This is a genomic window from Scytonema sp. PCC 10023 (genome assembly GCF_963920835.1).
Lineage (GTDB): Bacteria > Cyanobacteriota > Cyanobacteriia > Cyanobacteriales > Nostocaceae > Kalymmatonema.
In genome coordinates this window covers 73,134-88,483 of sequence record NZ_CAWUDP010000025.1, presented here as the reverse complement: position 1 = coordinate 88,483, position 15,350 = coordinate 73,134, and the positions used below count along the sequence as shown (strand labels likewise).

Annotated in this window: 11 protein-coding genes; 6 read left to right on the top strand and 5 right to left on the bottom strand. The window is 44.0% G+C overall.

The annotated features are described in order from the left end of the window. Nucleotides 1-75: 75 nt before the first annotated feature. Nucleotides 76-654, top strand: a complete 579-nt coding sequence (locus ACM0OZ_RS17070; RefSeq protein WP_414584008.1) for a DUF981 family protein — start codon at nt 76-78, stop codon at nt 652-654. A 283-nt stretch (nt 655-937) separates the two neighbouring features. Next, nucleotides 938-1,594, top strand: coding sequence for a pentapeptide repeat-containing protein (locus ACM0OZ_RS17065; RefSeq protein ID WP_414584007.1), 657 nt, complete (start codon nt 938-940; stop codon nt 1,592-1,594). Nucleotides 1,595-1,691: 97 nt separating this feature from the next. On the opposite strand, the gene ACM0OZ_RS17060 is transcribed toward ACM0OZ_RS17065, so the two are convergent. From ACM0OZ_RS17060 to fraC, 4 genes are all read right to left on the bottom strand, one after another. Then, the gene (locus ACM0OZ_RS17060) at nt 1,692-2,471 is read right to left on the bottom strand and encodes an ABC transporter permease (protein ID WP_414584006.1); all 780 of its coding nucleotides are present in this window, start codon (nt 2,469-2,471) and stop codon (nt 1,692-1,694) included. 172 nt (nt 2,472-2,643) lie between these two features. Further along, nucleotides 2,644-3,732, bottom strand: a complete 1,089-nt coding sequence (locus tag ACM0OZ_RS17055; protein ID WP_414584004.1) for an RNA-guided endonuclease InsQ/TnpB family protein — start codon at nt 3,730-3,732, stop codon at nt 2,644-2,646. Between the two features lie 297 nt (nt 3,733-4,029). Further along, nucleotides 4,030-5,058: a septal junction protein FraD gene (gene fraD, locus ACM0OZ_RS17050; RefSeq protein ID WP_414584003.1), complete on the bottom strand. Its 1,029-nt coding sequence runs from the start codon at nt 5,056-5,058 to the stop codon at nt 4,030-4,032. 74 nt (nt 5,059-5,132) lie between these two features. Further along, complete coding sequence (gene fraC, locus ACM0OZ_RS17045) at nt 5,133-5,684, bottom strand: filament integrity protein FraC (protein ID WP_414584002.1); 552 nt, start codon at nt 5,682-5,684, stop codon at nt 5,133-5,135. 520 nt (nt 5,685-6,204) lie between these two features. Here fraC and ACM0OZ_RS17040 point away from each other — a divergent pair. The 4 genes from ACM0OZ_RS17040 to ACM0OZ_RS17025 all read left to right on the top strand — a co-directional run bounded on the left by ACM0OZ_RS17040 (nt 6,205) and on the right by ACM0OZ_RS17025 (nt 12,461). After that, the gene (locus ACM0OZ_RS17040) at nt 6,205-7,341 is read left to right on the top strand and encodes a cob(I)yrinic acid a,c-diamide adenosyltransferase (protein WP_414584030.1); all 1,137 of its coding nucleotides are present in this window, start codon (nt 6,205-6,207) and stop codon (nt 7,339-7,341) included. Nucleotides 7,342-7,752: 411 nt separating this feature from the next. Further along, entirely contained in the window at nt 7,753-8,304 is a 552-nt protein-coding gene (locus ACM0OZ_RS17035) for a cytochrome C (protein ID WP_414584001.1), read from the top strand. A 563-nt stretch (nt 8,305-8,867) separates the two neighbouring features. Then, the gene (gene secA, locus ACM0OZ_RS17030; RefSeq protein ID WP_414584000.1) at nt 8,868-11,663 is read left to right on the top strand and encodes a preprotein translocase subunit SecA; all 2,796 of its coding nucleotides are present in this window, start codon (nt 8,868-8,870) and stop codon (nt 11,661-11,663) included. A gap of 351 nt (nt 11,664-12,014) precedes the next feature. Beyond that, the gene (locus ACM0OZ_RS17025) at nt 12,015-12,461 is read left to right on the top strand and encodes a hypothetical protein (protein ID WP_414583999.1); all 447 of its coding nucleotides are present in this window, start codon (nt 12,015-12,017) and stop codon (nt 12,459-12,461) included. Between the two features lie 198 nt (nt 12,462-12,659). Here the strand turns inward: ACM0OZ_RS17025 and ACM0OZ_RS17020 are convergent, their stop codons facing one another. Further along, nucleotides 12,660-15,203: a penicillin acylase family protein gene (locus ACM0OZ_RS17020; RefSeq protein ID WP_414583998.1), complete on the bottom strand. Its 2,544-nt coding sequence runs from the start codon at nt 15,201-15,203 to the stop codon at nt 12,660-12,662. Nucleotides 15,204-15,350: the final 147 nt, after the last annotated feature.

The window sequence follows — 15,350 nt, the reverse complement described above, 5'->3', positions numbered from 1 at the left end:
GCGTATTTTCAAGTTACCAAAATATGTATTCCAATAGGATTTAAAGACTATCAAAATACTATCAAAAGGTAGATTATGTTTATTAACTACATCACCTTAATGTTAATTAATTTGGTAGCAGGGCTGTTTCTGCTTGCCGGTTACGTATATTTTGGTGTGAATCGCACCAATCAAAAGCGTTGGGTTCCTGGTTTCGGTATGACAGGGGCAGTAGCACTTGTTACTGGCTTACACATGATTTTCACTTGGCCTGTGATTGGAAGTTACAATATTGCTTATGGCGAAACAACCGTTTTGTTTGGGATTTTATTTATCGGTACTGCGATCGCATTAGCTCAAGGTTGGGATTTACTTACAGTAGCAATCTATGGCTTCTTCGCTGGACTTGCTGCCATTGTAATTGGTGTACGCATTATTAACCTAGGTTTGACAAGAAGCCCGTTATTATCAGGAATCGGATTTATCCTCGCAGGGTTAGGAGGAGTCTTTGCAGCACCAACACTGTATTTCCAATCGATACGCACTTTGCGGATCATTGGCGCAATAGTACTGGTAGCTGCTGCTTTAATCTTCGCTTTCACAGGGTATCTAGCTTACTGGGGACATCTTGCTGGTTACTCCGATTGGAAGCCGTTGCCCATGCAAACACGTTAATGGGTGCTGAGTTGTGAGTACTGAGAATCTGTTCTAACTCCATCCCCTAAACACGACTTTAGCTATTTGCTAAAATATCAACCTTTCGTGACCTTTATCAAAGTATTTTGACACAAAAAAGGACTGTAAGCGCCTAAATTAAGCTTTTTACCGATTTTTATGAATTTTTTCGTAATTTTTTTGAGATTTTTACTCAGCATATCTACTTCTGGGGTGTAATCTCAAAAATACAATGATTTTCAGTATTTCCAATTTGGATATGTTACACCCAGAGGTCAATACCATGAGAAACTTTGCTGAAAAACAGGAATTCATTTTCAGTAAAATTACAGATCAATGTTTTCAACAAAGGGATTTAAGTGGATGCGACTTAAGTGGAATCGACTTGAGAGCAGTTGATTTAAGTGGAATTAACTTGATAGGAGCAGATTTACGCTTTGCAAATCTCAGTGGAGCAGTCCTCACTGGTGCAAACCTAAGTGGCGCAAATTTAATGCAAGCCAATCTGCAGGAAGCTTATTTGTATGAAGTTTCTTTGTGTGAAGCTAACTTAACTGCTGCTGATTTAACCCATGCAAATTTGTGTGGCGCTTTTTTATGGCGAGTGAAATTATGTGGAAGTAAGCTATGGGGAGCTTCCTTGTGTGATGCTGATTTAAGCGAAGCCGACTTAACCGAAGCTAAATTAGTTGAAGCATCGCTCATCGAAGCGAATTTAGTGAGAGCCAATCTCACTGGCGCACAGCTATGTGGAGCGATGCTGCTAGAAGCAAATTTGAATCAAGCGAACTTAACTGCTGCTGACTTAACATGGGCAAATCTCATGGAAGCAAACTTGAGTGAGGCAAACCTTTGGGAGGCAAATTTGACGAATGCAAAACTACAAGGTGCTATCATGCCTGACGGAACAATTCACCAACCTCATATATTCTTTTTTTAATTTAGGGAAAGTGACTCGTCTTTAGTGTAGAGACGTGCCATGGCACGTCTCTACAAATAGTCTCTAGAAATAGTCTCTAGAAATAGTTGCCAAATACTTAAAATTCTCGTTGCGAGAAAATAAAGATAGCTATTGCTAACAGTAGGATAGTGTATATTAAGCCATAGACAACATTCAAAATGAGTGACATCGTGTCAGGCAGCGCAGCCAAACCGTACACAGCTTGATTTTTTAAATCTAATCGAGATAAATCTGGCAAGACAACATACAAAGCTTGAGTAATGCGTCCAATGCTAGGATTGCTACTTAAACGACTTAGTTGTAGTAGATCTTTGGTAAAATTACCCACCAGATACACTGCAAATGTTAAAGCTGTCGCTAACAAGGAACTCGTAAACACACCCAAGGTCATCGCCACAGCAGTTATTAAAGATAACTGTAAAAATAGAAAAATTGCGGCAAGAAGAAGACTTGCCACAGGATAAGGAATATTCCTAAATTGCAAAAATCCTAGGTAAATCACCGTCATCGTGACGATGAGTAGCGCTAGTACTGCTAAGGCACCAAAGTATTTACCAACAATCAATTCACTGCGGCTTAAAGGTTTAGCAATTAATAGCAAAACAGTGCGTTTCTCAATTTCTTTGTTAATCAATCCTGTGCCAACAAATATAGCAACAATTAAGCCTAGGAAACTCATCACCGCCAAACCAAAGTCTAAAAACATTTTGTCCTCTGTTGTTGCGGCAAATTCAGGAAGTAAGAGCAGGGCGGCTGCGAGTATTAAAGCATAAAAACCAATAATGTAAAGGATGCGATCGCGCACCACTTCCCGAAACACATTGCTTGCCAATACAATAACTCTGCCAAAATTCATAGGAAATTCGCCATTAGTGATTCTTCCGTTATATAAAACCTACTCAAAGCTACTCAACAATCTTCATTGCTCATCACTTTGGGTTTCGTCTACTTCCTACAACAGGACTGGAGAAGTCGGCAACAAGACCAGTCCACAGGCTATCCCCGTCTAACTGACGGTTTTCTAGTTCCTAAGAGGAACCGCTTCGCTTCAAATTAATTGCGGCGTTCAAGTCTCTGTCTAAGCTGAATCCGCAGTGGTCGCACTTGAAAAGTCGCTCATCCAAGGTGAGTGTTTCTTTTTTGGTTCCACAGTTAGAGCAAGTTTTGCTGGACGGGAACCATCGGTCAACCACAACTAGCTTTGAACCATATAGCTCGCACTTGTAGGTTAGTTGACGGCGAAACTCATAAAATCCCATATCAGCGATTGTCTTAGCCAGTTTATGGTTAGCCATCATTCCAGACACGTTTAAATCCTCAATGACTACTGTGCCGTGGTTCTTAGCCAGTAATGTCGTGAGCTTGTGTAACGTATCTTTACGGATGTTGGCAATCTTCCTATGGAGGCGAGCTACTGCCATTTGTGCTTTTCTCCAGTTGTTTGAACCGATGATTTTATGACGGTTCAACCACTGCATTCTAGAAAGTCTCGCCTCGTACTTTTTGTAGGATTTAGCTCCAGCTATTACCTCACCAGTAGACAATGTGGCAAGGTTCTTAACGCCGAGATCAACACCTACAACGCTTGTCTTACTTAAGTCCTGTTGTCCTATATCAAATCGAAAGCTGATAAACCATCTATCAGCTTGGCAACTGATACTGCAAGACTTAATTAATACCTGTGGCAAGCGTTCATAAGTTCTTAGAACACCAATAACAGGTACTTGAATTTTGTTGTTCCCTAATATTTTGACCGTACCTTCCAATGTGAAAGAGTCACGCTTACCTTTTTTCTTGAACTTAGGAACGCCAGCACTTTTGTTAAAACAACGCTTCCAGGCTTCTCGTAAAGCCATCAATGCTTGTTGTGGTGTGGACTTGCTGCACTCGTAATACCATTCATTTTCAGATTTCACAAGTGCGACTAACCATTTATGTAGATCAATGGCAGTAGGGAATTTGATTTTAGAATCGGGATTCGCTTTGTTATGAGCAAGTATTTGCTTTGTCAAAGCTAGTCCCCAGTTCCAGGCATGACGTGCTACACCACAATGCTTTATCAATGCTGTACGCTGTTGGTTGTTCAGTTTCAATTCTGTCTTGAAACCTAACAGCACCTTTGCGTTACCTCCTTAAAGTTATGACTGAGACGCCTAGCTCTTTGGCTGCATCTCCAATACTGATTGTCATTTCCGAAATCAGTTCTATTCGTAGTTTTCTTCTCGAAACTACACATTATTCTCTACTCATCACAGAAGAAATGACAAGAGGTGATAAGGAATTTTGTTACAGTTCTTCTCCCCAATACTCGCTTCGCTCTTTACCTCCATCTCCCTCCGGAACCCTCCGGAACCCTCCGGAACCCTCATCCCCCTCACTCCCTCACTCCCTCACTCCCTCACTCCCTCATCTCTTCACTGCTGCGGTGGTGGTGAACCTGCAAAAAATGAAGTTTTTCTTTCGCACTCAATTTCGGCGATTGTATTTCTCTGCTCCGCTTTCCTGGTTGTTTGACTCGAACTGCTTCCAGACTCTATCACCGGATCAACTCGACAGGATTTTACTAGGTAATATCCACGGGGATTGGAACTAGGACCCTTCCAGATACTTAGTAAATCCAGTTTATATCCGTCCTTGACACCATATATACGCGGTTCAACGCCCCATAAAGACCTTTCTTCATATTCTGCCAAGTTTGTTTGTATAACTTGCCTGCCTAAGTTGCCCACTCTTTGTCTAGCATCGATTAACCACTGCTCTACTTGCGACCAGGGTTGTCCAGCTATTTGTGCTTCCACTTGCGAAGTCAGTTTATCTAAAATTACAACGCCGTTTCTCGGAATTTTGTCAGTAGGTTGTGTTTTGACAACAAAGGCACTGTCCTGATAATTATCTACTAGCAGGCTGGGATATTCATTTATCCAATTATCTGTCACAAAATAGAATTGTAACCAGCAACTGATTACCATACAACTGCCAAGTAACATAATGATTTTTTGGCGGTCTTCTATCTTTGGAAGTTGAGTTTTTGCTTCTGTACCAGTTCCTTCAAAAAATTCTGGAATTGCAGTAATGACTGCCGAAATTGTTGGCCAGAGAACAATTGTTCTTGGTGTAAAAACATCTTCTTGATTACCAAAGGCAAAAACACTGACTAAGAACCCAGTGATCACTGACCCTATTGGCATATTGGTACCAGGAATGAGTAACGGATTGTCTGTCGTATACCAAGCAGTACCAAAAATTAAAAATAACCAGCCGCCAAATGCAATTATATCTTTGATAGGACCTGTGGCAAGAGATGACATTAACCAAGAAAAAATACTGAGATAAATTAAAGTCTGCCAGGAGTACGCTCTCGGCGGGATAAATATCTTTTTTATTCGCTCGTAAACGTCTTCAATAATTCCAAATAAACCAAAAACATCTCTCAATATTTGCATATTCTCTCCTTGAATTATTGCTGAAAATTATTGAAATATAATCGAAAATACAATCCATAAAATTGGATACTTTTTTACGTATTAACCGAGCGAATAAATAAGATGATTGCTATCAAACTATAGCTAAGTGCATTTCCTATAAGTATTGTGGTTACTACATTGGTATTTTGCCATTTACTCTTCAAAGCACGACGGGAATTACGCCGTTGTTGAATTGGTTGAGGTTGCGGTTCAGCTTTTTTGAGTTCGCTTAATAACAATAACAAGATTCTCAACAAAAAATACTTAACTAAAAAAGTCCCAAAGAAAATTATAAAAGCCGTTAAGATGATTAATGTTTGTATATTTGGGGCTTGTAAACGATTGAAAAAAATAAAGTTGATTAATTCTGATTTTATTTGTGCCGGCAACACTGGATCTACAAAGAAAAATATGAGCCAACCAATGACATTGGAAAAAAGATTGATAGATACGGCATAAAAAGCACTCGTCTTTTTGTCAAATTTTAGCCTTGTATTTAAGACATACGCTTCTAGAGGAATTGCTACTAGTAAAAACAAAAAATTAAACAAAATTGCTCCAAGGGGAAAAATGCGGGGAAGTGGAAGTTCAGGAATTTCAAACATAAACAAGTCATCGCTAAGGTGTAACTTTAAGAGAGTATAACCGTAATATTGAGCGTGCTGCGGGCAATTATCTCATTCTTCCAGTCTTTTACCATGTTTTTGTTTTAGTATTTCGTTGTTGCTTTTGTTGCTTTTCTTCATATATCTCCATACCTTGTCAGGTGTGGGGTGTGAAGAATCCCTACACCCCGCAACGCCACTTCCCTAAATCGGGGTTGGGTAAAAACCTAGAAAAATCTGCCAGCCTCCGGAAAAATCGCCTTATGAAAGATGGTTTTTATGTATAAAAAATAACATTTAGGCGATTTTTCCGTCAAGACGAGGCTTAGAACCCGTTAACTTGTAATGAGGCACCGCAGTTTTTCAGTCCTTCAATGAAACGGAAACCCTCCTCTCCTAACGGAGACGCTGCTTTGAACAGGACTTCTCTGCGCACGGGACTGGCTGCTGTGCACCCTACACCCAAGAGTGCAAAACCTTGGGTAAGATGAAAGACTGCCACGTTACAGCTTTCATTCATATGACAAGGAACGGCATCGGTATTCGCACGGCTCAATTGCGATCCTCACGGCTTACTGGTCAAATTCACGTTTATGATGGCTCCGGGAAAGGCAAGTCACAAGCAGCTTTAGGAGTTGTTTTGCGATCTATTGGTTTAGGGATAAATACTGCCAACAATTCTAACCGTGTTTTGTTGTTGCGGTTCTTAAAAGGACCAGAACGAGATTATGACGAGGATGGGGCGATTACCGCCTTGCAACGCGGTTTTCCCCATCTTATCGACCAAGTTCGCACGGGCAGAGCAGAATATTTTGGAGCAGACGAAATTACGGTTTATGATCGGGCTGAAGCAGCGCGAGGTTGGGATGTGGCTAAAGGTGCGCTAGCCTCGGGTTTGTATTCAGTTGTCGTCTTAGATGAAATTAACCCTGTTTTAGATTTAGGTTTGCTTGGAGTCGATGAAGTCGTACGGACGCTCAAATCCAAACCACAGGAGCTAGAAATCATTGCGACTGGACGCGCAGCGCCACAACAGTTGCTAGATATTGCCGATTTACACTCCGAAATGAAACCTCATGTCCACCCAACAGCAAAAGCACAAGGGATACAAGGTATAGAAATTTACACAGGTGCTGGCAAAGGTAAATCTACGAGTGCTTTGGGTAAGGCGTTAAAAGCAATTGGTCGAGGAATCAATCATCCTGGGTCAACTCGTGTATTGATTATGCAGTGGCTAAAAGGTGGCACAGGCTACACTGAAGATGCTGCGATCGCTGCTTTACAGCAGTCATATCCAGAAGTGGTAGACCATCAACGCTGTGGACGAGATGCCATAGTCTGGCGCAACTCCCGTCAAGAAATGGACTACTTGGAAGCAGAACGCGGTTGGGAAATTGCTAAGACTGCGATCGCCTCCGGATTGTACAAGACCATTATCCTTGATGAGCTTAATCCCACAGTTGACTTGGAACTCCTACCAGTCGAACCGATTGTTCAAGCTTTACTCCGCAAACCCCGCGATACTGAAGTTATTATCACTGGTCGCTGCCAAAATCAGCCAGCATACTTTGACTTGGCTAGCGTTCACTCTGAAGTTTACTGCCACAAGCACTACGCCAATCATGGTGTAGAACTCAAGCAAGGGGTAGATTTTTAAAATAACAAACAAAGAACTCACAACTCACAACGGGAGCAATGTTTTCTATAGGACTGCGTGGAGAGTCGAGGTTGCAAGAGCGCGGATAAATCTCTAGGATAAAAAAAAAGAATTTTCTTGTTGAAACCCCTTACCTTATGGCATGGGGTTATTCTGTATTCTGAGTCCTGTATTCTGAGTTCTTTTCAATTATGGATAACAATACGCTTGACTTAATCACAGGGGGAGTGGCGATCGCTATTGTCTTAGGCGGCTTCCTCATGATGTTCACCACTGTTTTCACTACCAAACGCAAATAAGGCTTCAGTCGGCAAAAAGGCATTCCAAACAAACATTTTGAAACAAGACAGACGCCATCTATGTCATAAGATGTGCAAGAAGCGCGATCTGCAAAGTTTGTGAGTGTGATGAATGTCAAATATTGTTAAGCTTAAGCGCCAATCTCGTAACCGAAAACTCAAGCGAAAGCCCATTGGTTTGCTTTTGGTGATTTTGGGTTGGAGTTTAGCTATGGGATGGCTGTTAGCCTTGGCAACTCATGCCCAAGGGGCAACTCCTTCAGAGGTAGGGACTGTTGACGTAGTGCCTGCACAATACCAGCTTGGACAAGAAGTGTATATAGAAAACTGCTCCACTTGTCACATTGCCCTACCACCTGCTGTTTTGCCTACCCAAACTTGGAAAAATCTCCTGGAAGACACACAACATTACGGCGCACAGTTAAAGCCTTTGGTCGATCCGCCACGGATTTTAGTATGGAGGTATATTACAGCTTTTTCCCGTGTCCAACTACAAGACGAACAAACACCATATCGTGTCAATAGTTCCCGGTATTTCAAAGCTTTGCATCCCAAAGTCAAACTACCCAACCCTGTGGAGATTGGCAGCTGTGTGAGCTGTCATCCCAGTGCTGCGGACTTTAACTTTCGTCGCCTGACTCCGGAGTGGGAGAACTCGCAGTAATCGAGTGACGAAGACAAATCAATTCACGCCGCATTAAGAATCTCTCCCTCACTCCCCCACTCCCTCATCTCCCTCATCTCCCTCATCTCCCTCACTCCCTCACTCCCTCACTCCCTCATCTCCTTGTTGGGCGATCGCTACTTCTGCTTAGTCGGGCTTCTCTGCTTCATTAGGAGGCAAAATGATACTATTAAAATAGTTTAAATTTACAGCGGTTTCGTGTAAGGTGGGCATTGCTCACCATTATCTCAAATGTGTATCACATAGGGTTTTCTGGGCTTTAGCCCTACCTACGATTTGTGGTCTAATCATAGAATAAGCGCTGTAAGCTCAAAATTAAAACCAATCATTTAGTAAGCTGATTAACTTGTACTGCTGCTGTTTTTTAGCAAATCCTTATGTATTACCCATCCAAAACAACAAAGGCGAGGTAGCGCGTAGCAAAGCCAGCGCCTTAGGCGGGTTTCCCCGAGTGTGCGCTCCTGCCGTTTGGTTGGGTTAAGAGTTTATAATCAATCGCAATCCTTATAATTCCCATCCCCCTTAATTCTGTATAATCTGCCATGCTAAAGACCTTGTTGGGCGATCCCAACGCTCGTAAACTTAAGAAATACCAACCTTACATTACAGAAATTAACCTTCTAGAGGAAGAAATAAAAGCCCTTTCGGATGATGAGCTAAAGGGCAAAACAACAGAGTTTAAACAGCGTCTGAAGAAAGGCGAAACTCTGGATGATATCTTAAGCGAAGCGTTTGCTGTAGTACGGGAAGCAGGACGGCGAGTGTTAGGGTTGCGGCACTTTGATGTTCAACTTTTAGGCGGTGTCATCCTGCACTCAGGGCAAATTGCCGAAATGAAAACTGGTGAAGGGAAAACTTTGGTTGCTACCTTACCGAGTTATTTGAATGCCCTTACCGGAAAAGGCGTACACGTCATCACTGTAAACGATTACCTGGCTCGTCGGGACGCGGAATGGATGGGACAGGTGCATCGCTTCTTGGGATTAACTGTAGGGCTGATTCAGCAAAGCATGACGCCCACTGAACGCCAGAAAAACTACAACTGTGACATTACTTATGTCACCAACAGCGAGGTGGGCTTTGACTACCTGCGCGATAACATGGCAACAGACATTAAAGACGTCGTGCAACGCCCGTTCAATTACTGTGTGATTGACGAGGTAGACTCTATCTTAGTTGACGAGGCACGAACCCCGCTGATTATTTCCGGACAGGTAGAAAGACCAACGGAAAAATACTTAAAAGCTGCTGAAATCGCAATAGCGCTGCAAAAAGAAGAGCATTACGAAGTTGATGAAAAAGCTCATAACGTGCTGCTGACGGATGAAGGCTTTGCTGAAGCAGAACAGCTTTTGGGAGTCAAAGATTTATTTGACCCAGAAGACCCTTGGGCGCACTTTGTTTTTAACGCAATTAAGGCAAAAGAACTGTTCCTTAAAGACGTAAAGTATATTGTCCGTAACGGGGAAGTCGTCATCGTAGATGAGTTTACTGGTAGAGTCTTGCCAGGACGGCGTTGGAGCGATGGACTACACCAGGCAATTGAAGCAAAAGAACAAGTAGAAATTCAGCCGGAAACTCAAACTTTGGCGACAATTACCTACCAAAACCTGTTTTTGCTGTATCCCAAACTCGGTGGTATGACCGGAACGGCAAAAACGGAAGAAGTGGAGTTGGAAAAAATTTACAAACGGGAAGTTACGGTAATTCCCACCAACAGAACCAGAAGACGCCAAGACTTGTCTGATATGGTCTTTAAGACAGAAGCGGGCAAGTGGGGGGCAATTGCTAAAGAATGTGCGGAAATGCACACAATAGGCAGACCCGTGCTGGTAGGAACGACAAGCGTGGAAAAATCGGAATATCTCAGTCAGTTGCTCAGACAGATGGAGATTCCCCACGAACTGCTTAATGCCAGACCAGAGAACGTGGAACGCGAAGCGGAGATTGTCGCACAAGCCGGACGCAGAGGTGCTGTAACAATTGCGACAAATATGGCGGGTAGAGGTACTGACATTATCTTGGGTGGTAATGCCGAGTATATGTCACGTCTGAAGCTGCGGGAATACTTGATGCCTCGGATTGTGAAGCCGGAAGATGATGATACGTTTGGCATTCATAGGGCTGCTGGATTACCGTCTCCCAGCACTGGCGGAGGTCAAGGCTTTGTCCCTGGTAAGAAAGTGAAAACTTGGAAAGCTTCGCCACAGGTTTTCCCGACTCAGCTTACCAAAGAAACTGAGAAACTCCTTAAAGAAGCGGTGGAAATTGCTGTGCGGGAGTATGGCGATCGCAGCTTAACAGAACTGGAAGCAGAAGACAAAGTCGCTGTGGCAGCAGAAAAAGCTCCCACGAACGACCCGGTGATCCAGAAATTGCGGGAAGCTTACAAGCGTATTAAGCAGGAGTACGAACAGTTCACCAGTCGCGAACACGATGAGGTCGTCGAATTAGGCGGGTTGCACGTGATTGGTACAGAACGCCACGAGTCGCGACGGATTGACAACCAGTTGCGGGGACGCGCAGGACGCCAAGGAGACCCCGGTTCGACAAGATTTTTCCTCAGCTTAGAAGATAACTTGTTGCGGATTTTTGGTGGCGACCGCGTCGCACGGCTCATGGATGCCTTCCAAGTCGAAGAAGATATGCCCATCGAATCCGGAATGCTCACCCGCAGTTTGGAAGGCGCACAGAAAAAAGTCGAAACCTACTACTACGACATCCGTAAGCAGGTGTTTGAGTACGACGAGGTCATGAACAACCAGCGCCGTGCTATCTACGCCGAACGTCGTCGCGTGCTAGAAGGGCAAGACCTCAAAGAACAAGTCATCAAGTACGCCGAAAAAACGATGGATGAGATCGTTGATTTCTACATCAACCCAGACTTGCCTTCGGAAGAGTGGGAATTAGACAAGTTAGTTGATAAAGTCAAGGAATTCGTCTATCTATTGGCAGATTTACAGCCGAATCAATTAGAAGATATGTCAGTTGGCGAGATTAAAGCCTTCCTCCACGAACAAGTGCGGATTGCTTACGACCTCAAAGAAGCCCAAATTGACCAAATTCAAGCCGGATTAATGCGCCAAGCTGAACGGTTCTTTATCTTGCAGCGGATTGATACCCTCTGGCGGGAACACCTGCAACAGATGGATGCCTTACGCGAATCCGTGGGATTGCGGGGTTACGGTCAAAAAGACCCATTGATTGAGTACAAGAGCGAAGGTTATGAACTTTTCTTGGATATGATGGTCAACATCCGCCGAGATGTGGTTTACTCCTTGTTCATGTTCCAGCCCCAGCCTCAGCCAGTGATGCAAGCACCCTCAGAGATGGTTTGAGGTCAAGCACAATAGATAATATTTCGCGCAAAGACGAGCCAGCGCTGCAGGAGGGTTTCCAACGACAGTTACCTAGGTTGGGAGACCCGCCTTCAGTACTGTCTCCTCCGCAGGCGACTGGCGTTGCAAAGGCGCTAAGAAGAACTTTGCGTCTTTGTGTTATTGAGTGAAATTCCCTAACAGTTTTCTATCATAGATATAGATATAGAAACCTTTGCGGTTTTTACTACGGAGTCTCCCACAACGTAAACACTCGTAAAAGTAAGCTTTGAGGAGTACCTAACTGAGGATGACGGGACTAACAACCGTTATCAATTAGTAAGTGGGAGATTCGTTTTAAGGAGAATACTCATGAATAAGCTTTTTTCGATAGACAAGCTGTCCTCATATCATCGCGCAAAAGTCTTCAAGCTTTTGATAGTTGCTGTGACAGCATTGGGAATCAGTTTTTTATCGCCTCAAGAAGCTGAAGCACAAAGTAATTCCACTTCCAGTCCGGGCGTGGGTAACATTCCCAATTATCCTATTGGGACGCGCATCTATCCGAATGGTGTCATTAACAAACCAAATGGAAGTGCGATTTATCCTGCCACAACAATTAATAATGGCAACGGCACTACCACTTACTATTACCGGGATGGGACGCGCATTAACACCAATAGCAGTACAGTGAGCCCTGGTGGAACTTTTCTCACACCAGGAAGCTCGAATGGAGGGTTACCACCTACACCCCAAAACCCTAACACAGGAATTCTGCCCGCGCCAGGAAACTTGAATGGAGGGTTGAACAATAGGTAGCTATCTGTTGCTGATCTTTACAGCTATAGCGCAACTCAATTGAATGAAGTACAGATAAATTTCGTGTCCATCTGTGTCTATCTGTGGTTCATTATTTCTTTGGTGTACCTTACCCAATTGCAAACCAGTATAACTTGCAAAAATCTCAAAAGGGAAATTCCACCTCAAGACTCCTTAGAGCTTTAGCTTTTGAGGAGTTCAATTTGTATGAATCGGAATCAGCTTAAGTGTCTCACCAGGGTGAGTTGTGACCTTGTTGTGTTGCCACATTGCATGATATTGAATCTTGCGCCAAAAGTCAACCATATCTGTGTAATGAGTGTGAAAGGCATGACCTGACTGTCCAGGAGTGTGAATAGCTAGTGAATTGTCTGGATTTCCTAAATCTACAATCATTCGTAGAGAAGGAATATCGGTCACCTCGAAAGATTGGTTTGCCTTCCAACGATTAGCATTAATGGTTTCTCCATTGCCAGCAGTGGGAAAGGAACCACGGTTAAAGAGAGCTTCAATAGGAGCAACTCCAGACTTACCCAAGGTGGCATTGCGAAAGGTGATAGTGTGCAGTTTGCCCCAGTTCCAGTTTTTCGGGTTTTTACTTTGAAGGCGTTCCAGCTCATCCACGGCTTCGGTGTAGGCTTGCCGCAGAATTTGGTCGCGGTTTTCCACTGTAGGGGTGTTGTGGTTGTCCCACCAGGAGCTAGTGGGTTGTTTGACCAGATTATTTATCACAGCATACCAGCGATCGCCTCCATCGGGAAAGTACTCTTTTGGCAACTCATCATGAAAGGTATCTGCGAGTAAGTGCTTCCAGAACACTTCAAACAGTGCCGCAGCAGGCGATTCCATTCCTAGCTGCAAATCCCAGTCAAGCAGCAGTTTCTGGGCTGCTTGCAAGCGGGGAGTATTCAATGAGAGAGATTGCAACAATGGCACTAGCGTTTGTGCATTCAGATTCCGATTGTCGCCTTGTATTCGCTGCACATCGGCAAGGGAAATTGGCTGAGTTTGTTGTTCAATCATCTGAACAATGCGCTGTGCCCGGTAACCATACACCCAATCAGTGGTCATTAGGTAGGGATAGTCCTTAGTTACCAAATTGTTTGCGGTAGCAATATAACCTTGAGGTGGATTAAAACTTCTTGGCAACTGGTCAAAGTCAATATAGCCACGCCATTCATATTCGTCCGTCCACCCAGGAACGGGATACCGCCCATTCCCCTTTGCCCGAACAGGGATTTTACCAGGCATTTGGTAGCCAATATTACCATTTGTATCACCATAAACCAGGTTCTGGGCAGGTACGTCAAAATTTTTCGCAGCAGCGCGGAACTCTTGCCAGTTTTGAGCGCGATTCATTAGGGGAATCGCGTGAACGAGTCGGCACGGTTCTAGGGCTGTCCAGCGGAGGGCAACGGCATAGTTTTGCGGCAGTTCCACCCCCTCAGTTGGTTTGAACTGCTTCAGCTTAGGAGAAATATCGGAGAGTACCGGACCATGTCGGGTGTAGCGCACTGTTTGCACTATCGGCTCACTCCCGGCAACTTGAATCGTCTCTTTCACGAGTTGCATATCTACCCATTTGCCGTTAACCTCATATTGATTGGGGTTTTCTGGGTTGATTTTCTCGATGTATAAATCCATGACATCTGGTAGGGCATTGGTGACGCCCCAGGCAATGCGATCGCTCTGACCGACAATCACCCCCAACATTCCAGCAAAGGAAAAACCTGTCACGTTGTATGGACAATCTGTACCCTTTGGTGTACAATGCAGACCAACTTCATACCAGATAGAAGGCATTTGTACAGCCAAATGAGGGTCATTCGCCAAAATAGGTTTGCCTGTTGTCGTACGCTGACCTGATATCACCCAGCTGTTTGAACCAATGCCTATTCCAGTAGAACCTAGCAGTTGTTCTAAAGCAGCCATTGGCTTGGTGATTGACTCTAAGGCAGAGGTGATAGTGTCTGCAACAGGCACGGGAGCAGGAACGGTTGGGGAGACATCTACTGTACCCTCTGTTTTACCTACTTTAAATTCAGGTAAAATCGTTGGTAGGTCTTCAGGATAAGGTGGGAAAAGTTCTTCTACCTCTGTAGGAGACAGGGTTTTGAGCAAGAGAGTACGTTCAATTTCATGATCAAGGTTCGTGCCGAGATCGTAAGCCATCACCTTGCCCCACGTGAGAGAATGGAGCGGTTGCCAAGGTTCTGGTTTATAACCAGGATTGAGGAATTGCAGCACCCCATATTCTAAACTTAGTGAAACACCTTGCCGCTGCCGTAGATAGGCATTTACACCATCAGCGTAAGCTTCCAGGTTTGCCTTCATCTGTGTATCCAGTTGATTGATTTCTTGCTGCGCCACCCTTGCCCAACCCATTGTCCGCAGATATTTATCTGTCTCGACTTGGGAGGGACCAAACATTTCTGCCAGTCGTCCAGAGCCAATGTGTCGCCAAAAGTCCATTTGCCAAAAGCGGTCTTGCGCGTGGACGTAACCCTGTGCCATAAACAGATCGTGGGAGTTCGTAGCGTAAATGTGCGGAATTCCCCAGCTATGGCGATCGACTTTCACTTCAGATCTCAGCCCAGGTATTTGAATTGTGCCACTTTCTATGGGAAATGATTGCCTCACACTGTAGGTTGCAAGCCCCACTAGGGACACCGCCAGCACGAGCAGTACAATCACAGTCATCCTAAATGCTTTATGAAACCAAAGTTTCTGGGATATTTTCATTGGCATGTACAGTGGCATCTTAATTTTTGGATATGATAACCAACATCTGCACCAGAAAATAGCACCATAGTTTAACCTGCAGCAAACTCTGTAAATTTTCTTTTATGCTGTGTTTGGGCAAATTATCATCCGTTTCCAACCCCTCTT